This window comes from Variovorax sp. SPNA7, from assembly GCF_033807855.1.
In the GTDB taxonomy this organism is placed as follows: domain Bacteria; phylum Pseudomonadota; class Gammaproteobacteria; order Burkholderiales; family Burkholderiaceae_C; genus Variovorax; species Variovorax beijingensis.
In genome coordinates this window covers 924,859-950,119 of sequence record NZ_CP138514.1, presented here as the reverse complement: position 1 = coordinate 950,119, position 25,261 = coordinate 924,859, and the positions used below count along the sequence as shown (strand labels likewise).

Below are 25,261 nucleotides of genomic sequence, written 5' to 3'. Positions count from 1 at the left end.
AAACCATGCAAACATTCGAACGCTACCTGCTTGGCGCCAACCGCTGGGCGCTGATCCTCCTGCTGGCCGCGATGGCGGTGATCATCTTCGTCAACGTGGCGCTGCGCTACCTCACCAACGCCTCGCTCGAATGGGCCGAGGAGGTCGCGCGCTATCTCATGATCTGGCTGACCTTCCTCGGCGCGGGACCCGTGCTGCGCTACGGCGGCCACATTGCCGTGGAGAACCTGCAGGACGCGCTGCCGCCCCCGGCCGCCGTGGCGCTGCGCGCGCTCGTGGCCCTGCTGCTGTTCGCCTTCTTCGGCTTCATGGTCTGGTACGGCTGGCTGTACATGGAGCGCACCATGTTCCAGCTCACGCCGGTCACGCAGATCCCGTTCGCCTACGTCTACAGCGCCATGGTGATCGGCGGCGTGCTGCTCATCGTGCATCTGCTGTTCATCGTGCGCGGCTATGCGCTGCGGCGCGAGTTCGCGGCGGACGGCCACTTCGACGCCAACGCGAGTGCCTCGCTATGAGCGCCTCCCTCGTCCTGGTGCTGTCGGCCTGCTTCTTCCTGGCCATCGGCGTGCCCGTGGCCTTTGCGCTGGGCCTGGCCACGGCCGCCGCGCTGGTGCTGGCCGAGAACTTTCCGCTGATGGTGCTGCTGAAGGAAACGTTCACCGGCATGGACAGTTTTCCTCTGATGGCCGTGCCCTTCTTCATCCTCGCGGCCGAGCTCATGAGCGGCGGCTCGCTCACCGAGGTGCTGCTGCGCTTTGCCGGCCAGTTCGTCGGCCACAAGCGCGGCGGGCTGGGCTACACCAACGTGGTGTCGCTGACCTTCTTCTCGGGCATCTCGGGCTCGGCGCTGGCCGACGCCGCGGGCCCGGGCTCGATGCTCATCAGGATGATGGACAAGGCCGGCTACGGCCGCGCCTATGCGGCGGCGCTCACGGCGTCGACCGCCATCGTCGGGCCGATCATCCCGCCCTCGATCATCATGATCATCTACGCGCTGCAGGACGATGCGGTGTCCGTCGGCGCGCTGTTCGCGGCCGGCATCATGCCGGGCATCCTGATCGCGGTGGCGATGTGCATCGTCAACTTCCGCGTCTCGCGCCAGCGCAACTACCGCGGCGAAGGCACGATGCCGCCGCTGGCCGAGATCCTGGCCACGACCTGGCGCGCCATCCCCGCGATCCTGCTGCCGGTGGTGATCCTGGGCGGCATGCGCGCGGGCTGGTTCACGCCGACGGAAGCCTCCGTGGTGGCGGTGTTCTATGCGCTGGTCTGCGGCAAGTTCGTCTACCGCACGCTGGAGTGGAAGGCGCTGCCCGACATCCTCGCGCGCTCGGCGCTGCTGTCGGCCTCGGTGCTCATCATCATCGGCATGTCGGCCTCGTTCGCCTGGATACTGACCATCGAGGGCATCCCGCAGATGCTTGCCCAGTGGCTGGTCGGCATGAACCTGTCGCCGTGGATGTTCCTGCTCATCGTGAACATCTTCCTGCTGCTGTTCGGCATCTTCATCGAGCCGCTGCCGGGCGTGATGGTGCTGGTGCCGATCCTCGCGCCGGTGGCGCTCAAGCTCGGCATCGACCCGGTGCACTTCGCGATGGTCGTGATCGTGAACCTCACGCTGGGCATGATCACGCCGCCGGTGGGCGGGCTGCTGTTCGTCACCTGCAATGTCTCGCGCGTGCCGATGGCGCAGCTGGTGCGCGAGCTCGTGCCGTTTCTCTGGGCGCACGGCGCCGTGCTGGTGCTGCTGACCTTCATGCCGATGCTGTCCACCTGGCTGCCGCGCACGCTCGGATTCAAGTAGAGAGAGAAAGACACCGATCCATGTTCCTGCCCCGCCCCTTCCTCCACCTCGTCGGACATTGCGGTTCGCCATGACCGGGCTGCCCGCACTTTCCGCTGCCGACGGCCGCGTGCACGCACGCTACTGGCTGGAAACCGGCGACAACCCCGAGCGCACCGCCGCAGTCATCGCGGGCGAGCAGTCCAGCGGCACCTTCACGGCCGTGCCCGGCGAGACGCCCGCGCTCAAGGAGCGCTCGGGCGCGCGCGTGGAGCGAGTGCACGTGCTCGGCCGTGTGAGCACGCCGAGCCTGCCCACGCGCCAGCGCGCCGCGAGCTACACGCAGTGCGTGCTCGACCTGTCGTGGCCGCTGGCGAACTTCGGCGTCTCGCTGCCCAACCTGATGGCCACCGTGGCCGGCAACCTGTTCGAGCTGCGCCAGGTCTCGGGCCTGCGCCTGCTCGACCTGGCGGTGCCGCAGGCCTTCGTCGACGGCTGCCCCGGCCCGGCCTTCGGCATCGCGGGCACGCGCGCGCTCGCGGGCGTGGCGCGCGGCCCGCTGGTCGGCACCATCGTCAAGCCCAGCGTGGGCCTGTCGCCCGCCGAAACGGCCGAGACCGTGCGCGCACTCGTGGCCGGTGGCATCGACTTCATCAAGGACGACGAACTGCAGGCCGACGGCCCGCACTGCCCGTTCGACGAGCGCGTGCGCGCCGTCATGGCCGTGGTCCGCGAAGCCGCCGAGCGCACCGGGCGCAAGCCCATGGTGGCCTTCAACCTCACGGGCGAGATCGACGAGATGCGCCGCCGCCACGACCTGGTGCTGATGCAGGGCGGCACCTGCGTGATGGTCAGCCTGAACTCGGTGGGCCTCACCGGGCTGCTCGCGCTGCGCCGCCATTCGCAATTGCCGATCCATGCGCACCGCAATGGCTGGGGCTACCTGAACCGCTGCCCCGCGCTCGGCTGGGACTTTGCGCCGTGGCAGACGCTGTGGCGCTTGGCGGGTGCCGATCACCTGCATGTGAACGGCCTGGCCAACAAGTTCAGCGAGAGCGACGAGAGCGTGATCGCCGCGGCGCGCGCCGTGCTGGCACCGCTGTCCGCGCGCAACCCCATGGCCGCGATGCCGGTGTTCAGCTCGGGCCAGACCGGGCTGCAGGCCGCGCCGACCTATGCGGCGCTCGGCACCACCGACCTCATCCATGCCGCCGGCGGCGGCATCCTCGGCCACCCCGGTGGCATCGCCGCGGGCGTGGCCGCGATGCGCCAGGCCTGGCAGGCCGCGGTGGCCGGCGTGCCGCTGACCACGCACGCGACCGCGCACGCCGAACTCGCCCAGGCGCTCGAGGTCTGGTGATGCAGGACGGACTGCTGCTGGCCTACTACGGCGACGACTTCACCGGGTCCACCGACGCGCTGGAGGCGCTGACCCATTCGGGCGTATCCACGGTGCTGTTCTTCGAGACGCCCGATGCGCAGATGCTCGCGCGCTTTCCCGGCGTGCGCGCCGTGGGACTGGCCGGCCAGGCGCGCAGCCGCGATCCTGCGTGGATGCGCGAGCAGCTCGCACCTGCGCTCGCCGCGCTCGCACGGCTCGGCGCGCCGGTGCTGCAGTACAAGATCTGCTCGACCTTCGACTCCTCACCTGCGATCGGCTCGATCGGCTGCGCCATCGACCTGGGTGTGCCGCTCATGCGCGGGCGCTGGTCGCCCATGGTGGTGGGTGCGCCGCGCCTGCGCCGCTACCAGGCCTTCGGCCACCTGTTCGCCGCGGCCGACGGCGAGGGCCATCGCCTGGACCGGCACCCGACCATGTCGCGCCACCCCGTCACGCCCATGCATGAATCGGATCTGCGCATGCATCTGGGCGCGCAGACGCGGCGTGCGCGCGCGCTGGTGGACTTCACGCAGCTCAAGGGCGGTGGCGCCGAGGCCGCGCTGCGCGCCATTACCGCGGCGCATGCGGACGAGGTGCCCGTGGTGCTGATCGACGTGCTCGACGAAGAAAGCCTGCGCGAAGCCGGACGGCTGGTGTGGGAGCAGCGCGGCGCGGGCCTGTTCAGCGCCTCGTCTTCGGGGCTCGACGACGCACTGGCCGCGCACTGGCAGGCCAGCGGCCTGCTCGCGAGCCGGCCGCCGCTGCCGCAGGCCGGCGCGGCCGACAGCGGGCTGGCCGTGGTCAGCGGCAGCTGCTCGCCCGTGACGGCCGCGCAGATCGCCTGGGCCGCCGAGCACGGGTTTGCCGCGCAGCGGCTGGACATCGCACCGCTGCTGGCCGGCGACGAGCACGCGATCGGCCAGGTCGCCGAAGCCGCGGCCCAGGCGCTGGCGCGCGGCCACAGCCCGCTGCTGTACACCGCGCGCGGCCCCGACGACCCGGCCGTGCAGGCCTTCGACGACAGCGCGCGCGCTGCCGGCCTCACGCGCGCCGAGGCGGCTGCGCGCACAGGCCAGGCGCTCGCGCGCGTGACGCGTGCGCTGCTCGACCGCTGCCCCGCGCTGCGCCGCGTGGTGGTGGCCGGCGGCGACAGTTCGGGCGAGGTGGCCTCGGCCCTGGGCGTGCAGGCGCTGACCATGGCCGCGCGGCTCGCGCCCGGCGCACCGCTGTGCCGGGCCGCTTCGCGCGATGCGCGGCGCGACGGGCTGGAGCTCGTGCTCAAGGGCGGCCAGATGGGCGCCGAGGACTTCTTCTGCACCGCGCGCGACGGTGTGGCCAAGTGATAATGGCCCGCAGGCAGCCGCGCGCCTTCATGCCCTTCTTCCATTGCGAACATCCACTCCATGACGGCAGTCAACCCGATCCAGAAACGCAAGCTCTACCAGGACGTGGTGGAGCGGCTGATGCAGCGCATCAGTACGGGCGAGATCCGGCCCGGCGACCAGCTGCCGCCCGAGCGCGAGCTGATGGACGTGTACGGCGTGGGCCGGCCCGCGGTACGCGAGGCGCTGCAGGCGCTGGAGCACTCGGGCATCGTGGAGATCTCGCACGGCGAGCGCGCGCGGGTGGTGATTCCCACCGCGCGCGACCTGATCGCGCAGATCGCCAGCGGCACGCGGCACATGCTGCAGGCCCAGCCCGACATGCTCGAACACCTCAAGCAGGCGCGCCTGCTCCTGGAGGAGGGCACCGCGCGCATGGCCGCGCAGCTGGCCACGCCCGAGGACGTGGCGGCGCTGCGTGCGCGCATCGAGGAGCAGCGTGCCTCGCTCGTCAACATGGACGGCTTTCTTGCGCACGACATGGCGTTTCACCGCGAGATCGCGCGCATCAGCGGCAACCCGATCTTCCCCGCGGTGATCGAGGCCGTGTTCCAGTGGGCCGGCGACTACTACCAGCCGCTGGTGCGCGCGCCCGGTGCCGAGCGGCTCACGCTGCAGGAGCACACGCGCCTGGTCGATGCGATCGAGGCGCACGATCCGCAGGCCGCCGTGGCGGCCCTGCGCGCGCACGTCACGCGCTCCAATGCGCTGTACCAGCGCATCGCCGAAGAAGTGCAAGGCCAGCGCTGAGCGCGCGCGGCGACGGCGCCCGCTTCGCAGCCGCGGCGCCTTCCGTTCGTGCACGCGGCCTCTGGCCATGCGCGCCAGTGCATTCCCACCCTTCATGCAAAGCACCATGAACACCTACGACATTGCCACCATCGACGGTGACGGCATCGGCCCCGAGGTCTGCCAGTCGGCCATCGCCGTCCTGCGCGAGGCCTGCGGCGAGCGGCTGCGCTTCACCGCCTGGCCCGGCGGCGCCGCGCACCATGTGCGCACCGGCGCCGTGCTGCCCGAGGAAAGCTTCGCGGCCTGCCGCAGCGCGCATGCCATCCTGCACGGCGCGGCCGGCCTGCCCGGCATCACCTACGCCGATGGCACCGAGGTCGGCAACGACCTGCACCTGCAGCTGCGCTTCAGGCTCGACCTGTATGCCAACGTGCGCCCGATCCGCCTGTACCGCGGCGTGCGCTCGCCGCTGGCCGGCTGGGAGGCCGGCGGCATCGACTACGTCATCGTGCGCGAGAACACCGAAGGCCTGTACGCCAGCCGCGGCGCCGGCGTGAACCTGCGCGGCGAGGTCGCCACCGACACCCTCGTGGTCACGCGCAAGGGCGTGGAGCGGGTGGCGCGCTTCGCCTTCGAACTCGCCCGCCGGCGCCAGGGCGCACCGCGCGACGGCCGGCGCCGCGTGACGGTGTGCGACAAGGCCAACATCCTGCGCAGCTATGCGTTCTTTCGCGCCATCTGCGACGAGGTGGCGCGCGGCTACGCGGACGTGGAGATCGACTATGCCTACGCCGACGCCATCACCGTGCACATGCTCAAGAAGCCCGACTTCTACGACGTGATCGTGGCCGAGAACATGTTCGGCGACATCATCTCCGACCTGGGCGCAGGCACGGTGGGTGGGCTGGGCATTGCGGCCTCGGCCGAGCTCGGCGACTCGCATGGCCTGTTCCAGGGCGCGCACGGCTCGGCGCCCGACATCGCGGGCCAGGACCTGGCCAGCCCTATTGCTACCATCCTGTCCGGCGCGTTGATGCTGCGCTGGCTCGGCGAGCGCCATGGCGACGACGCACTGGTGCAAGGCGCCGTGCGCGTGGAGCGCGCCGTGGAAGACGTGCTGGCCGCGGGGCAGACCGTGCCGCGCGACCTTGGCGGCCAGGCGCGCTGCAGCGAGATCACGCAGGCCGTGTGCCGGCAGCTCGGCTGAAGGCGGCGGCATCCGCTACACCTCACAACCCAGGAGACTTCCTTGAAAAAGAACATCGGCATGATCGGCATCGGCATGATGGGCCACGGCATTGCCAGCAACATCGCCAGGCACGGCTACCCGCTGGCCGTGCTCGAGCACCCGGGCAACCAGCCGCTGGACACGCTCAAGGCCGCCGGCGCGCGCAGCTTCACGCGCGCGGCCGAGCTGGCCGCGCAGTCGGACATCGTCATCCTCGTGCTCACGGGCTCGCCCCAGGTCGAGGCCGTGCTCACGGGCGAAGGCGGCGTGCTGCAGGGCTTGCGCCCGGGCAGCATCGTCATCGACTGCTCCACCGCGATTCCCGCTTCCACGCTGCGCATGGCCCAGGCTGTGGAGGCCGCGGGCAGCCGCTTCCTGGACACGCCGATGACGCGCACGCCGAAGGAAGCGGCCGAAGGCCGGCTCAACCTGCTGGTGGGCGGCGATGCGGCCCTGCTCGAGGAATGCCGCCCGCTGCTGTCGTGCTTTGCCGAGAACATCCTGCACGCGGGCCCGGTGGGCGCGGGCCATGGCATGAAGCTGCTGCACAACTTCGTCTCGCTGGGCACGGTGGCGCTGATCGCCGAGGCGGCGGCCTGCGCCGGCCAGCACGGCGTGGCGCCCGAGATGTTCGTGGAGATCCTGGCCAAGGGCGGCGGCGGCGGCGTGGCGCTGGAGCGGCTGCGGCCCTACCTCACGGCCAAGGACACGTCGAGCCTGCGCTTCTCGATCGCCAATGCGAGCAAGGACCTCGGCTACTACAACACCATGGCGGGCGATGCCGGTGCGCACCGCGACATCGCGGCGGCGGTGCTGCAGACGCTGCAGCATGCGCAGGGCCTGGCGCCCGAGGGCTTGATCCCCGAGCTGCCGGACCTGCTGGCCCGGCGCTGAGCGCCTCGTCGGCCGCCCGCATTTCTAGGCGCGGTTCGCCGCCGCACTGCGGAAGTCGGGCGAGCGGGCGACCACCGCGCGGATCTCCTGCATCAGCGCGCGCGCGCCGGGCGAGGGGAACGCGCCCAGGCGCTGGCTCAGGCCGATCTCGCGCCGCGTTTCCGCGAGCGGAAAGTCGAGCACCACCAGGCTGGCGTTGCGGATCTCGTGGCGCAACTGGTGGGCCGAGATCGCGGTCAGCATGTCGCTTTCGAGCAGCAGCCCGCGCAGCACGGCGAGGTCGCCGGTCTCCACCGCGGGAACCGGCGGCGCTTCGCGCGCGGCCGAGAAAAAGCGCTCGAGCAGCTCGCGCGAAGGCGTGCCCTGCCGCGAGAGCGCCCAGCTCGCCTGCCGCAGCGCATCGAAGTCGACACGTGCGGCACGCGCCAGCGGATGGCCGGCGCGCGCGATCACCGAGATGCGGTCTTCGAACAGCGCTTCCTGCTGCAGGTCGCGCGCCTCGGCGCTGCTGCGCAGCGCGCCGAGGATGAAGTCGATGTCGCCGCTGCGCAGCGACGCTGCCAATGCGTCGTAAGGGCTCTCGACCGTGGCCACATGCAGCCCCGGATGGCGCGACAGCAGCGAGGCGATCGCTTGCGGCAGTATCTGCGTGCGGCCGAGCGGCAGCGCCCCCACGTTCACGCTGCCCTGCAGCATGCCTTCGCTGGCCGCGATGTCCGGCCCGATGTGGCGCAGTTCCGCGAGCACGCGCTTGAAATGGAAGGCCACGATCTCGCCGGCCGGCGTGGGCACGAGGCCGCGCGTCCTGCGTTCGAGCAGCGCCACGCCGAGTCCGCCCTCGAGGTCCTTCAGCGCGCTGCTGATCGCCGGCTGCGTGATGCCGAACTCGCGCGCGACGGCCGGCATGTTGCGCTTTTCCACCAGGCTCGCGATCACCGCGAGGCGCCGGCCGTTGAGGATCGATGCGAAGAGCGAATGCACGTCGGCGGACGCGCCGATGCCGCCGCGCGCGACGAGCTGGGCGCGCGCGTCCTCGAACTCGCGCTCGATGCGGCGCGCGCGCAGCAGCACCAGGTCGCCGTAGGAGTTCAGCGCCATGCCGCGCGGGCCGCGGTCGAACAGCGGCCGGCCGAGCGCGCCTTCGAGCTCGGAGATGGAGCGCGTCACGCCCGAGGCGACGCGGAACAGCTGCTCGTCCGCGGCCCGGGCGATGCTGCCGGCCGCCGCCACGGCCGTGAACGCGCGCAGGTGCCGCAGGTTGAGGCCCAGCGCATGGGTGTGCGTGCGGTCGATCACTTTGTCTTGCAGCTGGTTTCGGCCCGTCATTCCGGAGGTGCCTGGGCACGAACCCTGGCCGATAAGAAAGTCTGATGGTAGGGCAAGCCGAACTCACGCCACGCGGCGGCGTCCGGAACCACACTTGGCGCAAGGGCCGGCGCACGCGCTGCGCATGCCGGAAAAACACCACCCAGCCACCCACGGAACCGCCCATGATCATCGACTGCCACGGCCACTACACCACGGCGCCCAAGGCGCTCGAGAACTGGCGCAGCCAGCAGATCGCGGGCCTGAAGGACCCCGCGCTGAAGCCCCGCGCCGCCGACCTGAAGATCAGCGACGACGAGCTGCGCGAGTCGATCGAGGGCAACCAGCTGCGCCTCATGAAGGAGCGCGGCAGCGACCTGACGATCTTCAGCCCGCGCGCGAGCTTCATGGCGCACCACATCGGCGATTTCGAGACCTCGTCGACCTGGGCCGCCATCTGCAACGAGCTGTGTTTTCGCGTGAGCGAGCTGTTCCCCGACCACTTCATCGGCGCGGCCATGCTGCCGCAGTCGCCGGGCGTGGACCCGCGCAGCTGCATTCCGGAGCTCGAGCGCTGCGTGCGCGAGTACGGCTTCGTGGCCATCAACCTCAACCCCGATCCCTCGGGCGGGCACTGGACCTCGCCGCCGCTGTCGGACCGCCACTGGTACCCGCTCTACGAGAAGATGGTCGAGCACGACATTCCGGCGATGGTGCATGTGAGCACGAGCTGCAACGCCTGCTTCCACACCACCGGCGCGCACTACCTGAATGCCGACACCACGGCCTTCATGCAGTGCCTCACCTCGGACCTGTTCAGCGACTTTCCGACCTTGCGCTTCGTGATACCGCACGGCGGCGGCGCGGTGCCCTATCACTGGGGGCGCTTTCGCGGGCTGGCGCAGGAGATGAAGAAGCCGCTGCTCAAGGACCACCTGCTCAACAACATCTTCTTCGACACCTGCGTGTACCACCAGCCGGGCATCGACCTGCTGACGCGCGTGATCCCGGTCGACAACATCCTGTTCGCGAGCGAAATGATAGGCGCGGTGCGCGGCATCGATCCCGAGACCGGCTTCTTCTACGACGACACGCGCCGCTACATCGACGCCACGCCCCTGCTCGACGCCGAAGCGCGCCACAAGGTGTTCGAAGCCAACGCACGCCGCGTGTACCCGCGCCTGGACCGCGCACTCATCGCCAAGGGGCTCTGATCGCATGACTTCTTCTTCTTCCAACACCCTCCAGCAGCTCGGCGTGGTCCATCGCAAGGTGGCGCGCGCGGATGCCGCCGCGGTCGACAAGCTTTCGCGCTTCGGCGTCTCGACCGTGCACGAGGCGCTCGGCCGGCTCGGGTTGATGCAGCCGCGCATCCGTCCGATTCACCCCGATGCGCGCTTCTGCGGCCCGGCCGTCACGGTGCTGCTGCAGCCCGGCGACAACTGGATGCTGCATGTGGCGGCCGAGCAGATCCAGCCCGGCGACGTGGTGGTCGCGGCCTGCACCAGCGACAGCACCGACGGCTTCTTCGGCGACCTGCTCGCCACCTCGTTCAAGGCGCGCGGCTGCAAGGGCCTGGTGATCGACGGCGGCGTGCGCGACGTGCGCGACCTCAACGCGATGGGCTTTCCCGTGTTCAGCCGCGCCATCCATTCGAAGGGCACGATCAAGGCCACGCTCGGCTCAGTCAACGTGCCGGTGGTGTGCGCCGGCGCCCTGGTGCATCCGGGCGACGTGGTGGTGGCCGACATCGACGGCGTGGTGGTGGTGCCGGCCGCGCGCGCGCAGCAGGTGGCCGATGCCGCCGAAGCGCGCGAGGCCAACGAGACGGCCAAGCGCGCGCGCTTCGCGGCCGGCGAGCTCGGCCTGGACATGTACGCCATGCGCGAGCCGCTCGCCAAGGCCGGCCTGCGCTACATCGACTGACGGCGGCAGGACGACATGGCTCGCATCATCGGCGCCGCGACCACCGGCATCACCCGTCGCCAGGCCTGCATCGTTTCCGCAGGCGGCGCGCTCTGGCTCGCGAGCCGCGGCGCGGCGGCCGCCGAGGCCTATCCGGACCATCCGCCGCACCTCGTCGTGCCGTTCACGCCCGGCGGCTCCACCGACGTGCTGGCGCGCGGCATCGGGCAGGAGCTCGGCCGCGCGTGGAATCAGGCCGTGGTGATCGACAACGTGCCCGGCGCGGGCGGCTCCGTCGGCGCGGAAAAGGTCGCGAAGGCGCCTGCTGACGGCTACACGCTGCTGATGGGGCACATCGGCACGCTGGCCATCAACCCGTCTCTCTACCCGAAGCTCGGCTACCACCCGCTGCGCAGCTTCGCGCCCGTGGCATGGGTCGCGCGCGTGCCGAACGTGCTCGTGGTCCATGCCTCGGTGCCGGCGCGCACGCTGGCCGAACTGATTGCGCTGGCCAAGGCCAGGCCCGGCCAGCTGGCCTACGGCTCGGGCGGCAACGGCAGCGCGGCGCACATCGCGATGGAATACCTCAAGCTGCAGACCGGCGCTTCGCTGCTGCACATTCCCTACCGCGGCACCGCGCCGGCCGTGAACGACCTGCTGGCGGGCCAGCTGCAGGCACTCTTCACCGGCACGCCCGCGCTGCTGCCGCACATCAAGGCCGGCAAGCTGCGCGCGCTCGCGGTGTCGAGCCCGCGCCGCATCGCGTCGCTGCCCGAGGTGCCCACGGTGGCCGAGAGCGGCGTGCCCGGCACCCAGGATTTCGAGGCCGACCAGTGGTACGGCGTGGTTGCGCCGGCTGCAACGCCCGCGCCGATCGTCGCTGCGATCAACCAGCAGATCAACCGCTCGCTCGGCTCGGCGGAAGTCAGGGCGCGCCTCGCGGCCGAGGGTGCCGAGGCCACGCCCGCCACGCCGCAGGCCTTCGGCCAGCTGATCGCGAGCGAGATCGTGCGCTGGGGGCGCGTGATCAAGTCGGCCCGCATCACCGTCGATTGAACAGCAAGGAGACACGCACATGGGCATCACACTGGGCATCGTCGGCTGCGGCGAAGTGGGCGGCATCTTCGGCCGCGGGCTGCTGCACAAGGAAGGCATCGAGGCGGTCTGGGTCTGGGACCTGAAATTCGCCGATCCCGACAGCGGCGCGGCGGCACGGGCCGCCGCCGAAGCGGACGGCCTGCGCGTCGCCTCGGGCATGCAGGCGCTGTGCGCCGCGGCCGATCTGCTGATCTCGGCCGTGACTGCATCCAATACCTTCGCGGTGGCCGAGGAGGCCGCGCGCCATGCGCGTGCGGGCAGCCGCTTTCTCGATCTCAACTCGGCCTCGCCCGGCACCAAGCAGCGGGCCGGCGCCGTGCTCGAAGCCGCCGGCGCCGGCTATGTGGAAGCCGGCGTGATGACCTCGGTGCCGCCCTACGGCATCCGCGTGCCGATGCTGCTGGGCGGCACCCAGGCCGAGGCGCTCGCGGCCACGCTGTGCGCATGGGGCATGGACGCGCGCGCCGTGAGCGAGCGGCTCGGCGTGGCCTCGGCCATCAAGATGAGCCGCAGCATCATGATCAAGGGACTGGAGGCGCTGGTGATCGAAAGCTACACCACGGCGCGGCGCTACGGCGTCGAGGCGCATGTGCTGCCCACGCTCGCGGAGACCTTTCCGCAGATCGACTGGGAGCGCCAGGGCGCCTACTTCTTCAGCCGCGTCGTGCAGCATGGCAAGCGGCGCGCGGAAGAAATGCGCGAAGCGGCGCAGACCGTTCGCGAGACCGGCTTCGAGCCCTTCATGGCGGCGGCCATTGCAGCCAAGCAGGACTGGGTCGCGCAGCAGGCGCGCACCGGCCTCTTCGAGGGACTGGACGCCAAGAGCCCATGGCAGGACTACGCCGACCGCCTGATCGGCACGGGGCAGGGCGGCGGGAAATGACGGCGCCCGCGATCCGCGGCCTCTGCTCGATGGCGACCCGGGGCTTGCTCGAGGAGCTTGCGGCCGCCCATTCGCAGCGCAGCGGCGTGCCGGTCTCGTTCCTGGCGATCGGCGGCGTCGAGGCGGCGCGGCGCGTGTCGGCGGGCGAGCCCTTCGACGTGGTGGTGCTGGCCTCGGAGGCGATCGACAAGCTCGCCGCGCAGGGCAGGCTCGACGCCGACGGCAAGGTCGACCTGGCCCGTTCGGGCGTGGCCGTGGCAGTGCCTGCAGGCGCGGTGCGGCCCGATATTTCCACTGAGGACGCGCTGCGCAGCGCGGTGCGGGCCGCCTCCGGCATCGCGTATTCGACAGGGCCGAGCGGCGTTGCCTTGATGGCATTGTTCGAGCGCTGGGGCATCGCCGGCGAGATCCGCGACCGCCTGGTGCAGGCGCCGCCCGGCGTGCCGGTCGGCTCGCTGCTTGCACGCGGCGATGCCGCGCTGGGGTTTCAGCAATGGAGCGAGCTGATCGGCGTCGAAGGCATCGACCTGGTTGGCCCCTTGCCGCCGGAGGTCCAGATCACCACGGTCTTTTCCGCGGCGCCGGTGGCCGGCTGCGCGCAGCCGGCCGCGGTGCGCGCGCTGCTCGAATCCATGCGTTCGGCAGACAGCGCCGAGGCCAAGCGCCGCCATGGCATGGCGCCGGCCTGAGGCCAGCTCGGCGCGGGCTCAGCCGCGCGCCTGGATCATCTTCCAGCCGTTGCCCGACGGATCGCGAAAACCCGCGTCCACGGTGCCGTAGCGCTCCACCGGCTCCTGCGTGAACTCCACGCCCAGGCCGCGCATCCGCTCATAGGCGGCGCGGCAGTCGTCCACCCGCAGCACCAGCGGCGGCATCGCGCCCTTGGCCACGATGGCGCGCACTGCCTGCGCCGTGGCCGCATCGAGCACCGGCGGCCCGGGCCTGAACAGGCCGAGCTGGAACGACGGCTGCTCGGGGTGCTGCACCGTGAGCCAGCGGTAGTCGCCGTTCCCCACGTCCGTGTGGACGCGGAAGCCGAGCTTCTCTACATAGAACGCCAGCGCTTCGTCCTGATCGTGCACATACAGACCGGCGACTTCAATGCCCTGATTCATGGGATCTCCTGTTGTTGGGGCTTGTTTGTACCGTCTGCGGCCAGGCGCCGCTTCTCCGAAACTGCGGTCGTGAGATGGGGCCGGTGCGCGGCATTGACGATGCAGGCGGGCACGCGGCCGAGCTCGTGCGGCCTGGCCTTGGCGCGCGTGCGGATCGCGCTCGGGCTGCTGCCGGTGATGTCGCGGAAGGTGCGCCCGAAGGTGCCGAGGCTGGCCCAGCCCGTCTCGAAGGCGATGTCGGTGATCGGCCGGTCGGTCTCGCGCAGCAGCGCCATCGCGCGCTCGATGCGCCGCGTGAGCAGGTACCGGTGCGGCGGGGTGCCGAAGGCCTGCTTGAACGATCGCGCGAAGTGGGCCTCCGACACGCCGCTCACCTGCGCCAGCCGCTCGACCGGCCACTCCTCGTGCGATGCGGCATCCATCCGGTCCTTGGCGCGCAGCAGCCGCCGCAGCAGTGCGGGGTCCTGGTTGATCGGGTCGGTGGCCATCGCAAAATTATCGGGGACGCGCGTGTGGCGACTGGAGGCGCTATCCTGCCGGGGGTCGCAACTGCAGTTCGTATCTGCCCCATTCAGGAGACCCAAGATGATCAGCAAGAACACGATTTGTCTCTGGTACGACGGCACCGCCCTGGATGCCGCCAAGTTCTATGCAGAGACCTTCCCCGACAGCGCGGTGGGCGCCGTCCATCGTGCGCCCGGCGACTATCCCGCGGGCAAGGAGGGCGATGTGCTGACGGTCGAGTTCACGGTGCTCGGCATTCCTTGCCTGGGCCTGAACGGAGGACCGGCGTTCAAGCACAGCGAGGCCTTCTCGTTCCAGGTCGCGACCGACGACCAGGCCGAGACGGACCGCTTGTGGAACGCGATCATCGGCAACGGCGGCCAGGCCAGCGCATGCGGCTGGTGCAAGGACAAGTGGGGACTGTCGTGGCAGATCACGCCGCGCGCCCTGACGGCCGCCATCACCGATCCCGACCCGGCGGCAGCCAAGCGCGCATTCGAAGCCATGATGGAAATGACAAAGATCGACATCGCCGCGATCGAAGCGGCTCGGCGCGGCTGACGCGTTCGCAGGCCAGCCCCAGCTTCACGGCAGCAATTGGAGAAACCATGCAGCTTCGCACCGCGCGCATTTTTGTCCGGGACTTGCCGGGAGCCTCCCGCTTCTATGGAGACATGCTCGGCCTGCCGCTCAGGGCCGACGGAAGCAGGCAGGGATACTGCGTCTTCGATGCCGGCGCGATGAGCCTGGTGGTCGAGCATGTCGACGAAAGTGCTCCGGCGCAAGACCAGGCACTCATCGGACGCTTTACGGGACTGTCTTTCGATGTCGCGGACATCCGGTCGAAGTTCAGGGAGCTTTCCGACCTCGGCGTTGCATTTACGGGCCAACCCGAGCAGCAGGACTGGGGCGGCATCCTCGCCACGCTTCGCGACCCTGCCGGCAACGAGCTTCAGCTGGTGCAGCAGCCAGTGCGATAGCTCGATCGCTCTGCTGACAAGTCAATTCAACACAGTGGCGGCCAGAGGCCGCCGAACCATGATCACCCTGCACCATTGCGTCAGCGCACGCTCGTTCCGCCCTCTCTGGACGCTTGAAGAGATCGGGCTTTCCTACGAGCTCAGGATGCTGCCCTTTCCGCCGCGCGTGCTGTCTCGGCCGTACCTCGATGTCAACCCGCTCGGCACGGTGCCGATGCTGTCCGACGGCGCCATGCGGATGACCGAATCGGCCGCGATCTGCCAGTACCTGGCCGCGCGGTTCTCGGCGGGCCAACTCGATGTGGGCCGCGACGAGCCGGACTTCGGGCCGTACCTCAACTACCTCCATTTCGGCGAGGCGACCTTGACCTTTCCGCAGACGCTCGTGTTGCGGTATGCGCACTTCGAACCGGCGGAACGAAAACAGACGCAGGTCGCCGACGACTATGCCAAGTGGTTCCTGGCGCGCCTGCGAACGCTGGAGCCGCTGCTCGCCGAGCGCGACCACCTCTGCGCAGGGCGCTTCACCGCAGCGGACGTGTCGGTCGGCTACGCATTGCTGCTGGCCGAGCACCTGGGCCTGGCCGAGCGCTTCACTCCGGCGGTGGCGGCCTACTGGGAGCGCCTGCAGGCGCGACCGGGCTTCAAGGCAGCCATGGCTGCGCAATCGCGAGCGGCCGAGGCGCAGGGTGTCTCCTCGACGCCTGCACCCGACATCAGGCCCGACAGGCCTTGACGGGCGGCCGCGGCCCCAAGCGCCTACGCAGCTTCAGCCTTTGGCAGCAGTTGCGGGTTGTAGATCGCCTCCCACAGGTGCCCGTCCGGGTCCGTGAAGTAGCCGGCGTACCCGCCGTAGAAAGTGTCGGCCGCGGTTTTCACGACCGCGGCGCCGGCCCTCGCGGCTTGCTGCATCACGGCGTCCACTTCGGCCTTCGACATGACGTTGTGCCCGAGGGTGAATTCGAGGGACCCGCCCGTGCGCAGCGGAAGGCCGGCATCGGCCGCGATGCTCGAGCGCGGCCACACGGCCAGCTTGAGCCCGCCCTGCAGGTCGAAGAAGGCGACGGCGCCGTTCTCGAACTCCCTGCCCACGATGCCGTTGGTGGGCAGGCCGAGACCGTCGCGATAGAAGGCGACAGCCCTCTCCAGGTCGTCGACGCCGAGGGTGATGACGGTGATTCTTGGTTGCATGGAGGTCTCCGAAGAAAAGGCGATGTTGCCCGGATCAGGCCGCAAGCCCGAGTTCAGCGCGGAATGCGCGCAGCGCTTCGCAGGTTGCAGCGGGCGCCTCGACGGGAAGGAACTCGCCGCTGCCGCCGATGAGCCGCGATCGAAGATTCGCCGCGCCGGCCCTGCGCAGGCCTTCGACATAGCCGTCGATGTCGCGGCCGCCGGCGTCGCCGCGCAGGTACAGGATGGGCGTGTCGATGCGGGCGGGCCTCGCATTGCGTTGCGCGGCGCTCTCGAGCGCCCGGTACCAGTCGAAGCCGGCCTTCAAGGCTTCGGGCCGCTGGTAGGCGCGCGTCCAGTCGTTCCGGATCTCGTTCGTCAGCGCAGGCTTGTCGCCCGCGAGCAGGTCGATCGAATGCGCGCCCAGCGATTCGGCCGCGCGCAGCAGCAGGCCGGCGAGTGCATGCAGCTCGCACGGCGACGCGGCCGGCGGAAGGCCATGCGATCCGCCGATGCCGGGCAGGTCGAAGGCGATGGCGTGGGCGTCCTTTCCCAATTCGTCCAGCACGGGGTCGTAGATCGACTTCGATTGCGGCCAGCCGTGCAGCAGGACGAGCCACGGCGATCGCGGATTGCCGGCGCAGCGGTAGGCAAGGGTCGAGCCGTCGATCGAAAGCGTGGATTCGCGGGCCATGGGTGCGTGCTCCTTCGAGGAGCACCGTATGCCTCGCGAAGCCCATGCTGATCAGCCTCGCGCGCAGCCCGATGTAGGCCGTTTACTCGCCTGCGGCGTGGCTGCGCGGCCGCTCCAGGATCAGCGTGGCCGCCTCGCTCGCGCTGACGAATGCCGAATCGATGACGAGGCGGCTCGTGGTCCAGGCCGCGTATTCATGGCGAACGACTGCCTCCCAGGTCGGTGGAACGTGGCCCGGAATGTCGGCCTTCCGGCTCTCCACGCGCCTGCGGTGCTCGGCGCGGTCGGAGCACACGATCTCAAGCTCGAGCAAGTCCGAGGATGTGCCGGCTGCCACCGCACGCCATGCCTCACGGGTGACCGGGAGCGGATTGACGCAATCGGCGAGCACCGGCATGCCGAGCGCGAGATTGGACCGGGCAAGCTCGCAGGCCACGGCGTAGCCGGCGGGGCCCACTTCCTCGAGAGCCCCCGATCGGATGAGCGCTTGCTCGATGGTGTCGATGCGCAGATAGGCGCAGGGGAAGCGGGCAGCGAGTTCGCGCGCGATGGTGGTCTTGCCGGTGCCCGGCAATCCGCCGAGAACCATCAGCACCGGCTTCGCCATGCGCGTGATTCCCCGCGTCAAGGCGCCATCCGCAGGTGTTGCTCCCGCGGCCGCTCCATCGCGGCCGACGAGGGGCTGAAGCCCAGCTTGGCAAAGAACTCGGCGGCGCCCGGCCGGCCGGCCCGCAGCACCCATGTGATGTCCGCCCCGGACCCCAGGATGTGCCGGACCAGCGCCTGCCCGATGCCCTGCCGGCGGAGCGGCTCGGCGACCACGACCATCGACAGGTAGCCGTTGGAGATGCCATCGCCGATGGCGCGTGCAAAGCCGACGATTTCGCCATCCGCCGACAACGCGACCACCGCCTGCTGCGATGCCGAGATCAGCCGGCCGAGGTGTGCGGCATCGGCGACCCGGTGCGCCCATCCGTTGGCGCAAAGAAGGCGATGGATCGCATCGGCATCGGAAGCCGCAGCGCTGCGAATCTGCATATCCGCTCCTCGAGAATTGAATGGCATCGAGGGCGACTGTAGCCGTTCGCGCGGCTGCGATCAGTCCCGGTCTTCGCGATAGTGGCGGTAGTGCTCGCGGCGCTCCCATTCGCGGCGGCGCCATTCACGGCGCTCGGCGCGGCGTTCTTCCCAGCTCGGTCCCGGCTCGTAGTAGACGGGCGCCGGTGCAACGTAGGCGGGCGGCTGGTAGCGCACCGGCGGTGCCGGCTGATAGTAGACGGGGGCCGGCCGCGAGTACACAGGCGCGGGCTCGTAGTAGACCGGTGCCGGCTCGCTCACCACCACGCCGGGCAGCGACACGCCGATGGACCAGCTGGTGCCCGCGGTTGCAGCGGCCACGCCGAAAAGTGCGCCTGCGGCAATCGTGCCCGAGAGAGCCAGCTTGAGAACGGTTCGAGGAAAGGTCATCTCGTCTCCAGAGATATGGGAATAGTCCCGATGCCTCTTCCAACGTTCGGCCGCGCGAACTCGCACACATCGCTTCGGTGAAGAACATTTCAAGATGTCACGCGAAAAACCCCCGGGAAGCCGCATGGCAGACTTCGTTCCTGCTTCCTATCCTTCTTTTTTGCCGGCGCTGCCGTGCCGAAAGATCTTCCATGCTTGAACTGCTGACGGATCCCCAGGTCTGGATCGCCTTTGCGACCCTGACCGCGCTCGAGCTCGTGCTGGGCATCGACAACATCATCTTCATCTCGATCCTGGTCGACAAGCTGCCGGCCGCCAAACGCGAGTTCGCACGCCGCGTCGGCCTGTTCATGGCCATGTTCATGCGCATCGGGCTGCTGCTGGTGCTCGCGTGGATCGTGGGCCTGGTCGCGCCGCTTTTCTCGGTGCTCGGCAAGGACATCTCGGGACGCGACCTGATCCTGATCCTGGGCGGGCTGTTCCTGATCTGGAAGAGCACGAGCGAGGTCCATCAGTCGCTGGAGGGCGGCCACGAGCAGAAGTCGAGCGCGGTCAAGGCCACCTTCGCGGGCGTCATCCTCCAGATCATGCTCATCGACCTGGTGTTCTCGCTCGACTCGATCATCACCGCGGTCGGCATGGTGGACGACGTGCGGGTCATGATCGCCGCGGTGATCGTGTCGGTGTTCCTCATGATGCTGTTCGCCGGCCCGATCGGCCGCTTCGTCTCGAACCACCCCACCATCAAGATGCTGGCGCTGGCCTTCCTGGTGGTGGTGGGCGTGGTTCTCGTGGCGGAGGGCTTCGGCCATCACGTGCCCAAGGGCTACGTGTACTTTGCGATGGCCTTCTCGCTGGCCGTGGAGATGCTCAACATCCGGCTGCGCAAGAAATCAGCCAAGCCCGTGGAGCTGCATCCGCCCCATATTCCGGGCGACTGAAGCCGCTCGGTGCCTCAGCCCGGAATGTTCGGCTCGACCAGCTGGGCGAGCGCGACAAGCGACTCCTGCCAGCCCAGGTAGCACATCTCGGCGGGAATCACGTCGGGGATGCCTTCCTGCACGACGGACATCTCGGTGCCGCAGGACACGGCCGTGAGCGTCACGGTGGTCTTCATCGTGCCCGGCAGGTTGGGATCGTCGAAGGTCGCGTCGTAGGCAATGCGCTGGCCCGGAACGAGCTCCAGGTACTTACCGCCAAACGAGTGGCTCTGGCCGCTGCCAAAGGCGGTGAAGGACATGCGCCACGCACCCCCGACCACGGGATCCATGCTGTGGACTTTGCCGGTGAATCCGAATGGCGGCAGCCAGCGCTCGAAGGCGCTGGGTTCGACGAAGGCGCGGTAGAGCCGCTCGGGCGGGGTGCGCAGTACGCGATGCAGGCGGACGGTGTTGGTAGCCATGGCTGTGTTCTCCTGAAGTGCAGAGGATGACCCTCCACTGGCACGACGAACGAGGCTGCGGAAAATCGACAGCGAACTGTAGCGCCGTGCGAAAAAAATTTTTTTGAGGCCGAAAGTTCGCAGTCGGTCCTGCGCGCCCGGGTCAGGCGGAGCGCAGGAGAAGAGCCTCGCGCTCTTCGATCCAGTGCGAGCCGTGGCCGTAGATCGCATTCTGGACTTCGCAGATCACCTGGGCCTCCCTGCGCGCTGCAGGGGTTTCGGGCACCCACAGGCCGTCGTCGCAGTGCTCGTCGTCCTCGTCGTGGACGACGCTCGAACGCCAGTTGACGCAGATCTGCTTCATTCGAATCGAGGCGGACGGGGAAGGGTGGTGGAGTGCGGGCCGCATGGCGTGCTTTGCTGGATGGCGGCGATCCTACAAGCGCGCATTGCCAAACGGAGTACGTCGGACAGGGTGCCCGCGGAGGAAGCTGTGCAAATTTGCGCACTTTGCGGCGAATCCTGGGGGTTCGCGTGCCCATGCATACTGCGCGCGATGATGAAGAACCCGCACCACGACTGCCGCGTCTTCGGCTCGCCTTGGGAAGGCGTGCATGGCACCCGCATCTCGAGCCAACGGCGCTACGGCAGGCATTGGCATGCCACCTTCGGCATCGGCGTGATCGACGAAGGCGCCCAGCGCTCGGCCAGCGGATGCGGCGAGGTCGAGGCCCATGCCGGCCATCTCATCGCGACGAATCCGGGCGAGGTACACGACGGGCGGCCGCTCGGCGGGCCTTTTCGGCGCTGGCGCATGCTGTATCTCGAACCCGCTGCGCTTCGATGGGCCGTGGATGCGGCTGCAACGGGCGCGGCGAATGAGGACATGGCCCTGATCCGCCCCGTCATCAAGGACGACCGGCTGTGGCGCACGCTCGGCGAACTCTTGCGGCTGCTGGAGGCGCACGCTGCAGCGCCGCAGCGGGTGCTGGCGGATGCACTGCGCTGCGAAGAGCTGCTCGTGCAGACCTGCACCCAGCTTGCATCGCACCACGGCGCGCAAAGGCTGCCCACGCGCGCCGCATCGGCCGACGTCTCGCAGGCGCGCGACATGCTCGCGGATTGCCTTGCGCAGCCGCCCAGCCTGGACCAGCTCGCGGCCTCTTCGAGGCTGAGCAAATACCAGCTGCTGCGGCGCTTCAAGGCGGTCCATGGCGTCACGCCGTTCGCGTGGCTGCTGCAGCAGCGCGCGGAAGTGGCGCGCGGCCTCATCCGGCGCGGCACTGCACTGGCGGATGCGGCCATGACGGCCGGCTTTGCCGACCAGAGCCACATGACGCGCGCGTTCGCACTGCACTTCGGCTTCACGCCCGGCGCATGGCAGCGCGCCTGGACGCGGCCGGCACGGCTGCAATAGCGTTCAAGACAGGTGGCAGCGCCAGCGACACACTGCGCCATGCACTCTTTCTTCTTCTCTCATTCGCCGGAAATCTGGGAGCGCCATCCCGAACTGGTGCCCGGCGTCCTGCTGGCCCAGGGCATCCACCGGAACACCTGCGTGCAGGCGCAGGTGGCGCACTACCACGGCGTGGCACGCGCACGGCTCGATGCCGTCGGCTCGGAAGCCGATCTTCCGGAGATCCAGGCCTGGCGCCGCAGCTTCGCACGCATGGGTCTCAAGCCCACGCAGTACCGGTGCGCCTCCGAGTCGCTGCTGCGCCGGTTCAGGAAGGAAGGCGCGCTGCCGCCGATCCATCCGCTCGTCGATCTTTGCAACGCGCTGTCGCTGGCCTTCGCGATTCCGATCGCGGTGTTCGACCTCTCGAAGGTGGCCGAGGGGCTGCAGGTGCGATGCGCCGAAGGCACCGAAAGCTACCTCGCGTTCTCGGGCGAAACGGAGACGCCCGATCGTGGCGAAGTCGTCTTTGCGGATGCCGCAGGCTGCGCGCACGCCCGGCGCTGGACCCATCGCCAGAGCGCGCTTTCGGCCGTGCGCGATGAAACCTCCCGCGTCCTCATCGTGGCCGAGGCCTTGCATGCGGATGCCGCCAACGACGTGCAGCAGCTGCTGGATGCGCTGTCCCGGGCGTTGGCCGACACCTGGGCGCCGCCGGCCGCGTGCGCGCTCTTGCGGAAGGACGCGCCCCGCCTGGCATTCTGAAGAGCGGCCGTCCCCCGAGGCGCGCGATCAGGCGCGCCGCTTGAAGAGCGCGGACGCGCCGCTTGCGTGCGCCACGTCCTCGGCCGTGGCCAAGAGGGCCGGGCCCAGCGCGAGCATGCGCTCTTCGGTCAGCCGCACCAGCGGCCCGGCGATGGTGATGACGCCGATCACCGCGCCGTTGCCGCTGCGCACGGGTGCAGCCATGGCCGTCATGGCGGGCGCGAACACCTCGTTGATCATCGCGAAGCCGCGCTTGCGGGCCGCGCGCAGATACACCAGCAGTGCCTTGACGGTGGTCGGCGCCTTCGGGCCGAAGTCCTCGGGTTGTCCGAAGCCTTGCCTCGCGACCAGCTGGAGCGCCTGCTCGTCCGTCATCGTCGACAACCAAGCGTGGCCCGCGGAACTGCACGAGAGGTTGACCGAGAGGCCCATGTCGGGGTCGTAGCGCAGGCCGCGCACGGCGCCCTGCGCCTTGGCAACGAAGGTCAGCTCGTCCCCATCGACCACCGCCAGCCGCACCAGCTCGCCCGATTCGGCCGCGAGCCGGTCGAGCAGCGGCTGCGCCACGTCGACGATGCCGCTGTTGCTCAGGAAGCTCAGGCCGAGCGACACGAGCTTGATCGTGAGCATGTAGTCGCCGTGGCTCTGGTCCTGCCGCACGTAGCCGCAGCGGATCAGCTCGCTCAGCAGGCGGTGGGTGGCGCTCAGCGGCATTTCCAGCTCGGCGGAGAGCGCGGAAAGCGCACGGCCTTCGGGGTGGCCGGCCAGGTGTTCAAGGACCTTGAAGCTGCGTTCGAGTATGGCGGTCATGGGAACAACTCTAGCATTTTGCCAAGTGTTTTCACTAGTAGAAACGTTTTCCACTTAACCACTAAGATCGCGCCGCCTGGGGGTTGGAGAACGTCGGGGGACCGCCCTGGCACGCACCCCTCACATCGCAGCAGGAGTTCATCTTGAGAACGCTTTACCGCTCGCTGGCAGCTGCCGGCCTGACCCTCGCATTGGCTGTTCCTGCTCCTGCTTTCGCGCAGGCCCAGCAGGAACGCGTGATCCGCTTCGGCCACCTGAACAACGCCGACCACCCGGTGAGCCTGGGCGTGAAGCGCTTCGCCGAGCTGCTGGCGGCCAAGAGCGGCGGCAAGATGAAGGTGCAGGAATACCCCGCCTCGCAGCTGGGCAACGAGATGCAGCAGCAGTCGGCGCTGCAGGGCGGCGTGCAGCAGATGTCCGCACCCGCCACCACCTCGCTCGCGGGCATCGTCAAGGAGTTCGGCCTCGTCGACTTCCCCTTCTCGGTGAGCGACTTCGCCCAGGCCGACGCGCTGCTCGACGGCCCGCTCGGCCAGGCCCTCATCGCCAAGCTGCCGGAGAAGGGCCTGGTCGCCCTGGGCTACTGGGACCTGGGCTTTCGCAACGTCACCAACAGCAAGCGCCCGATCACCCGGCCCGAGGACCTGGAGGGCCTGAAGATCCGCGTGATTCCCAACCCGGTGTTCCTGGAGACCTTCAAGGCCTTCAAGGCCAATCCGGTGCCCATGCCCTTCGCGGAGCTCTATGGCGCGCTCGAGTCGAAGGCGGTCGATGGCCAGGAGAACCCGTATGCGGTGATCCTGTCGAACAAGTTCTTCGAGGTGCAGAAGTTCGTGAGCGCCACCAACCATGTGTATGCGGCCAACATCGTGCTGGTCAGCAAGAAGTTCTGGGACTCGCTCACGCCGGGCGAGCAGAAGATGATGAACGAGGCGGCCAACGAGGCGCGCGGCTACCAGCGCCAGGTCAGCCGCGCCGCCGCGCAGAAGGCCGTGGGCGAGCTGCAGGCCAAGGGGGCGCAGTTCAACGAACTGAGCGCCTCCGAGCAGGTGCGCATGCGCGAGATCGCCAAGCCGGTCGTCGACAAGTTCGCCGCCCAGTACGACCCCGCCATCGTCACGCTCTACAGCAGCGAACTCGCCCGCATCCGCAAGCAGTGAACGTGAGGCTTCGCCGTTCCTCGTGAACGGCCTTGCCGTGCCTGATCAATCCGCAGCCCCTGCGGGCCGGTTCCGCCATCGACCCCCAAAAAAAGGAGACTCCCTTGAACCATCCCAGATCATTTCTTTTCGGACTTGCATCGACCGCGGCCCTGGCGCTGCTGGTGACCGCGTGCGGCGGAGGCAGCGGCGGCGGCGGCGTGTCGTTTCCGATCATCCCGGTCCAGCCCGCGGCGCCGAGCGCGCCTGTGGAGCCCACTCCGGACGCGCCGACGGATCCGGTGGCCGAAGCCGAGGACGACAGCTTCGACGCCTACTACAACGTCTGCAGGGGAACGAATCCGAAGTGCTATCACGACTGGGGCGCCTTTGCCTCGACGCCCGATCGCGTGCTGGTCTACTCCCGCACGGCCGGCCCGCGCCACGCCAACCTGGGCACGCCCATGGGAAGCGGCCTGAACCCGGTGATGAATCCGGACAACATCATGCAGGCCGGACTGGTGCGCATGCTGACGGCCGAAGGCATCACCGTCGACTGGACCGAAGACGTCGCGGTCCTCGGAAGCCGCATCAACAACTACAAGGCCGTCATCTTTGCCAGCTCGAACCGCGACACCTTGTGGAACGGCGCTGTCAGCACGAGCCAGGATGCTGCACGGACGGCGTTGCGCAACTACATGCGCCGGGGCGGCGGCTTCGTCGGGCTGCACAACGCATTCGGGGCCGAATACAACTGGCCCTACTACGAGGGCCTGCTGGGCAACGCCAACTTCTACAACCATGGGCCGAATCGGGCCGGCGACGTTGAAATCGTCTCGGACGACCCCTCGACGAAGGACGTGCCCAAGCGCTTCAGCTTCCAGGACGAGTGGTACAACCTCGCGCCCTTTCCCACGAAGGTGAAGTTCCTGGCCAAGGTCGACACCTCCACGCTGAAGCCACTGACCTCGGCCCCGCACCCTGGCCACGCGGACTTCCATCCGGTCGCCTGGTGCCAGTACTACGACGGCGGCCGCGCCTGGCTCACGACGCTCGGGCACAACGCGCACTCGTTCGCTGCCGACCTGTCGGGGGTCGGTGCCATCGAGTTCCAGAAGCTCGTCGTCCAGGGCGTCAAGTCGGCGATGGGGCTGACGCCGTTCTGCACCGAATAGCGACCTCCAGCAGCGATCGGCGCGGTGGAGAAACGCGGCGCTGGTCACCCCGAGTTCATCCGTTCACACGT

31 protein-coding genes are annotated in these 25,261 nt (G+C 69.2%); 20 read left to right on the top strand and 11 right to left on the bottom strand.

Annotated features, from left to right (window positions below; translation table 11 throughout):
• The first annotated feature begins 5 nt into the window (after window positions 1–5).
• The 7 genes from RZE77_RS32230 to RZE77_RS32200 all read left to right on the top strand — a co-directional run bounded on the left by RZE77_RS32230 (window position 6) and on the right by RZE77_RS32200 (window position 7,403).
• Complete coding sequence (locus RZE77_RS32230; RefSeq protein ID WP_319434233.1) at window positions 6–518, top strand: TRAP transporter small permease; 513 nt, start codon at window positions 6–8, stop codon at window positions 516–518.
• Window positions 515–1,807, top strand: a complete 1,293-nt coding sequence (locus RZE77_RS32225; protein ID WP_319442743.1) for a TRAP transporter large permease — start codon at window positions 515–517, stop codon at window positions 1,805–1,807. Before RZE77_RS32230 ends, RZE77_RS32225 begins: the two co-directional genes overlap by 4 nt.
• A gap of 70 nt (window positions 1,808–1,877) precedes the next feature.
• Window positions 1,878–3,146: a ribulose-bisphosphate carboxylase large subunit family protein gene (locus RZE77_RS32220; protein WP_319442742.1), complete on the top strand. Its 1,269-nt coding sequence runs from the start codon at window positions 1,878–1,880 to the stop codon at window positions 3,144–3,146.
• Window positions 3,146–4,510, top strand: a complete 1,365-nt coding sequence (oiaK, locus tag RZE77_RS32215) for a 3-oxo-isoapionate kinase OiaK (protein WP_319442741.1) — start codon at window positions 3,146–3,148, stop codon at window positions 4,508–4,510. The genes RZE77_RS32220 and oiaK overlap by 1 nt, the downstream gene beginning before the upstream one ends.
• A gap of 60 nt (window positions 4,511–4,570) precedes the next feature.
• Window positions 4,571–5,299 (top strand): transcriptional regulator NanR, encoded by a 729-nt coding sequence (locus tag RZE77_RS32210; RefSeq protein ID WP_319442740.1) that lies wholly within the window; start codon window positions 4,571–4,573, stop codon window positions 5,297–5,299.
• 106 nt (window positions 5,300–5,405) lie between these two features.
• Window positions 5,406–6,488, top strand: a complete 1,083-nt coding sequence (locus RZE77_RS32205; protein ID WP_319442739.1) for an isocitrate/isopropylmalate dehydrogenase family protein — start codon at window positions 5,406–5,408, stop codon at window positions 6,486–6,488.
• Between the two features lie 42 nt (window positions 6,489–6,530).
• Window positions 6,531–7,403, top strand: coding sequence for an NAD(P)-dependent oxidoreductase (locus RZE77_RS32200; RefSeq protein ID WP_319442738.1), 873 nt, complete (start codon window positions 6,531–6,533; stop codon window positions 7,401–7,403).
• A 24-nt stretch (window positions 7,404–7,427) separates the two neighbouring features.
• Here the strand turns inward: RZE77_RS32200 and RZE77_RS32195 are convergent, their stop codons facing one another.
• Window positions 7,428–8,729 carry a LysR family transcriptional regulator gene (locus RZE77_RS32195; RefSeq protein WP_319442737.1) on the bottom strand — a complete coding sequence of 434 codons (1,302 nt, stop codon included), beginning with the start codon at window positions 8,727–8,729 and terminating at the stop codon, window positions 7,428–7,430.
• 164 nt (window positions 8,730–8,893) lie between these two features.
• On the opposite strand from RZE77_RS32195, the gene RZE77_RS32190 reads away from it, so the two are divergent.
• From RZE77_RS32190 to RZE77_RS32170, 5 genes are read left to right on the top strand one after another with little or no spacing between them, the layout of a single operon-like run.
• Window positions 8,894–9,922 carry an amidohydrolase family protein gene (locus RZE77_RS32190; RefSeq protein WP_319442736.1) on the top strand — a complete coding sequence of 343 codons (1,029 nt, stop codon included), beginning with the start codon at window positions 8,894–8,896 and terminating at the stop codon, window positions 9,920–9,922.
• 4 nt (window positions 9,923–9,926) lie between these two features.
• Complete coding sequence (gene ligK, locus RZE77_RS32185; protein ID WP_319442735.1) at window positions 9,927–10,634, top strand: 4-carboxy-4-hydroxy-2-oxoadipate aldolase/oxaloacetate decarboxylase; 708 nt, start codon at window positions 9,927–9,929, stop codon at window positions 10,632–10,634.
• Between the two features lie 15 nt (window positions 10,635–10,649).
• Window positions 10,650–11,669 (top strand): Bug family tripartite tricarboxylate transporter substrate binding protein, encoded by a 1,020-nt coding sequence (locus RZE77_RS32180; RefSeq protein ID WP_319442734.1) that lies wholly within the window; start codon window positions 10,650–10,652, stop codon window positions 11,667–11,669.
• Window positions 11,670–11,688: 19 nt separating this feature from the next.
• On the top strand, window positions 11,689–12,594 hold the full coding sequence (locus RZE77_RS32175) for a DUF1932 domain-containing protein (RefSeq protein WP_319442733.1): 906 nt from the start codon (window positions 11,689–11,691) through the stop codon (window positions 12,592–12,594).
• The gene (locus RZE77_RS32170) at window positions 12,591–13,283 is read left to right on the top strand and encodes a substrate-binding domain-containing protein (protein ID WP_319442732.1); all 693 of its coding nucleotides are present in this window, start codon (window positions 12,591–12,593) and stop codon (window positions 13,281–13,283) included. The genes RZE77_RS32175 and RZE77_RS32170 overlap by 4 nt, the downstream gene beginning before the upstream one ends.
• Window positions 13,284–13,301: 18 nt before the next feature.
• Here RZE77_RS32170 and RZE77_RS32165 read toward each other — a convergent pair whose 3' ends face one another.
• Both RZE77_RS32165 and RZE77_RS32160 read right to left on the bottom strand, forming a co-directional pair.
• On the bottom strand, window positions 13,302–13,709 hold the full coding sequence (locus RZE77_RS32165) for a VOC family protein (RefSeq protein WP_319442731.1): 408 nt from the start codon (window positions 13,707–13,709) through the stop codon (window positions 13,302–13,304).
• Window positions 13,706–14,197, bottom strand: a complete 492-nt coding sequence (locus RZE77_RS32160) for a helix-turn-helix transcriptional regulator (protein ID WP_319442730.1) — start codon at window positions 14,195–14,197, stop codon at window positions 13,706–13,708. The genes RZE77_RS32165 and RZE77_RS32160 overlap by 4 nt, the downstream gene beginning before the upstream one ends.
• 97 nt (window positions 14,198–14,294) lie before the next feature.
• Between RZE77_RS32160 and RZE77_RS32155 the strand changes: the two genes are divergently transcribed.
• Genes RZE77_RS32155 through RZE77_RS32145 form a run of 3 tightly spaced genes read left to right on the top strand, consistent with a single transcriptional unit; the run spans window position 14,295 to window position 15,929 of the window.
• Window positions 14,295–14,774 carry a VOC family protein gene (locus tag RZE77_RS32155; protein WP_319442729.1) on the top strand — a complete coding sequence of 160 codons (480 nt, stop codon included), beginning with the start codon at window positions 14,295–14,297 and terminating at the stop codon, window positions 14,772–14,774.
• A 47-nt stretch (window positions 14,775–14,821) separates the two neighbouring features.
• Window positions 14,822–15,193 (top strand): VOC family protein, encoded by a 372-nt coding sequence (locus RZE77_RS32150; protein WP_319442728.1) that lies wholly within the window; start codon window positions 14,822–14,824, stop codon window positions 15,191–15,193.
• A 58-nt stretch (window positions 15,194–15,251) separates the two neighbouring features.
• On the top strand, window positions 15,252–15,929 hold the full coding sequence (locus tag RZE77_RS32145; RefSeq protein ID WP_319442727.1) for a glutathione S-transferase family protein: 678 nt from the start codon (window positions 15,252–15,254) through the stop codon (window positions 15,927–15,929).
• 23 nt (window positions 15,930–15,952) lie between these two features.
• Here the strand turns inward: RZE77_RS32145 and RZE77_RS32140 are convergent, their stop codons facing one another.
• From RZE77_RS32140 to RZE77_RS32120, 5 genes are all read right to left on the bottom strand, one after another.
• Window positions 15,953–16,384 carry a VOC family protein gene (locus tag RZE77_RS32140; RefSeq protein ID WP_319442726.1) on the bottom strand — a complete coding sequence of 144 codons (432 nt, stop codon included), beginning with the start codon at window positions 16,382–16,384 and terminating at the stop codon, window positions 15,953–15,955.
• Window positions 16,385–16,418: 34 nt separating this feature from the next.
• Window positions 16,419–17,057: an alpha/beta fold hydrolase gene (locus RZE77_RS32135; RefSeq protein ID WP_319442725.1), complete on the bottom strand. Its 639-nt coding sequence runs from the start codon at window positions 17,055–17,057 to the stop codon at window positions 16,419–16,421.
• 82 nt (window positions 17,058–17,139) lie between these two features.
• Window positions 17,140–17,652, bottom strand: a complete 513-nt coding sequence (locus RZE77_RS32130) for a P-loop nucleotide/nucleoside kinase family protein (protein WP_319443449.1) — start codon at window positions 17,650–17,652, stop codon at window positions 17,140–17,142.
• Between the two features lie 29 nt (window positions 17,653–17,681).
• On the bottom strand, window positions 17,682–18,095 hold the full coding sequence (locus RZE77_RS32125; protein ID WP_319442724.1) for a GNAT family N-acetyltransferase: 414 nt from the start codon (window positions 18,093–18,095) through the stop codon (window positions 17,682–17,684).
• A 60-nt stretch (window positions 18,096–18,155) separates the two neighbouring features.
• Window positions 18,156–18,524: a hypothetical protein gene (locus RZE77_RS32120; protein WP_021003563.1), complete on the bottom strand. Its 369-nt coding sequence runs from the start codon at window positions 18,522–18,524 to the stop codon at window positions 18,156–18,158.
• Between the two features lie 191 nt (window positions 18,525–18,715).
• On the opposite strand from RZE77_RS32120, the gene RZE77_RS32115 reads away from it, so the two are divergent.
• Window positions 18,716–19,465, top strand: coding sequence for a TerC family protein (locus RZE77_RS32115; RefSeq protein WP_319442723.1), 750 nt, complete (start codon window positions 18,716–18,718; stop codon window positions 19,463–19,465).
• 14 nt (window positions 19,466–19,479) lie between these two features.
• Here RZE77_RS32115 and RZE77_RS32110 read toward each other — a convergent pair whose 3' ends face one another.
• A complete protein-coding gene (locus tag RZE77_RS32110) occupies window positions 19,480–19,926 on the bottom strand; it encodes an SRPBCC family protein (protein WP_319442722.1) in 447 nt (148 codons plus the stop codon).
• Between the two features lie 142 nt (window positions 19,927–20,068).
• Window positions 20,069–20,269, bottom strand: coding sequence for a hypothetical protein (locus RZE77_RS32105; protein ID WP_021003566.1), 201 nt, complete (start codon window positions 20,267–20,269; stop codon window positions 20,069–20,071).
• A 192-nt stretch (window positions 20,270–20,461) separates the two neighbouring features.
• On the opposite strand from RZE77_RS32105, the gene RZE77_RS32100 reads away from it, so the two are divergent.
• Entirely contained in the window at window positions 20,462–21,322 is an 861-nt protein-coding gene (locus RZE77_RS32100) for an AraC family transcriptional regulator (protein WP_319442721.1), read from the top strand.
• A gap of 39 nt (window positions 21,323–21,361) precedes the next feature.
• On the top strand, window positions 21,362–22,066 hold the full coding sequence (locus RZE77_RS32095; protein ID WP_319442720.1) for a B3/B4 domain-containing protein: 705 nt from the start codon (window positions 21,362–21,364) through the stop codon (window positions 22,064–22,066).
• Between the two features lie 27 nt (window positions 22,067–22,093).
• Here the strand turns inward: RZE77_RS32095 and RZE77_RS32090 are convergent, their stop codons facing one another.
• Window positions 22,094–22,876: an IclR family transcriptional regulator gene (locus RZE77_RS32090; protein ID WP_319442719.1), complete on the bottom strand. Its 783-nt coding sequence runs from the start codon at window positions 22,874–22,876 to the stop codon at window positions 22,094–22,096.
• 143 nt (window positions 22,877–23,019) lie between these two features.
• On the opposite strand from RZE77_RS32090, the gene RZE77_RS32085 reads away from it, so the two are divergent.
• Window positions 23,020–24,036 (top strand): TRAP transporter substrate-binding protein, encoded by a 1,017-nt coding sequence (locus RZE77_RS32085; protein WP_319442718.1) that lies wholly within the window; start codon window positions 23,020–23,022, stop codon window positions 24,034–24,036.
• 104 nt (window positions 24,037–24,140) lie between these two features.
• Window positions 24,141–25,190 carry a ThuA domain-containing protein gene (locus RZE77_RS32080; RefSeq protein WP_319442717.1) on the top strand — a complete coding sequence of 350 codons (1,050 nt, stop codon included), beginning with the start codon at window positions 24,141–24,143 and terminating at the stop codon, window positions 25,188–25,190.
• Window positions 25,191–25,261: the final 71 nt, after the last annotated feature.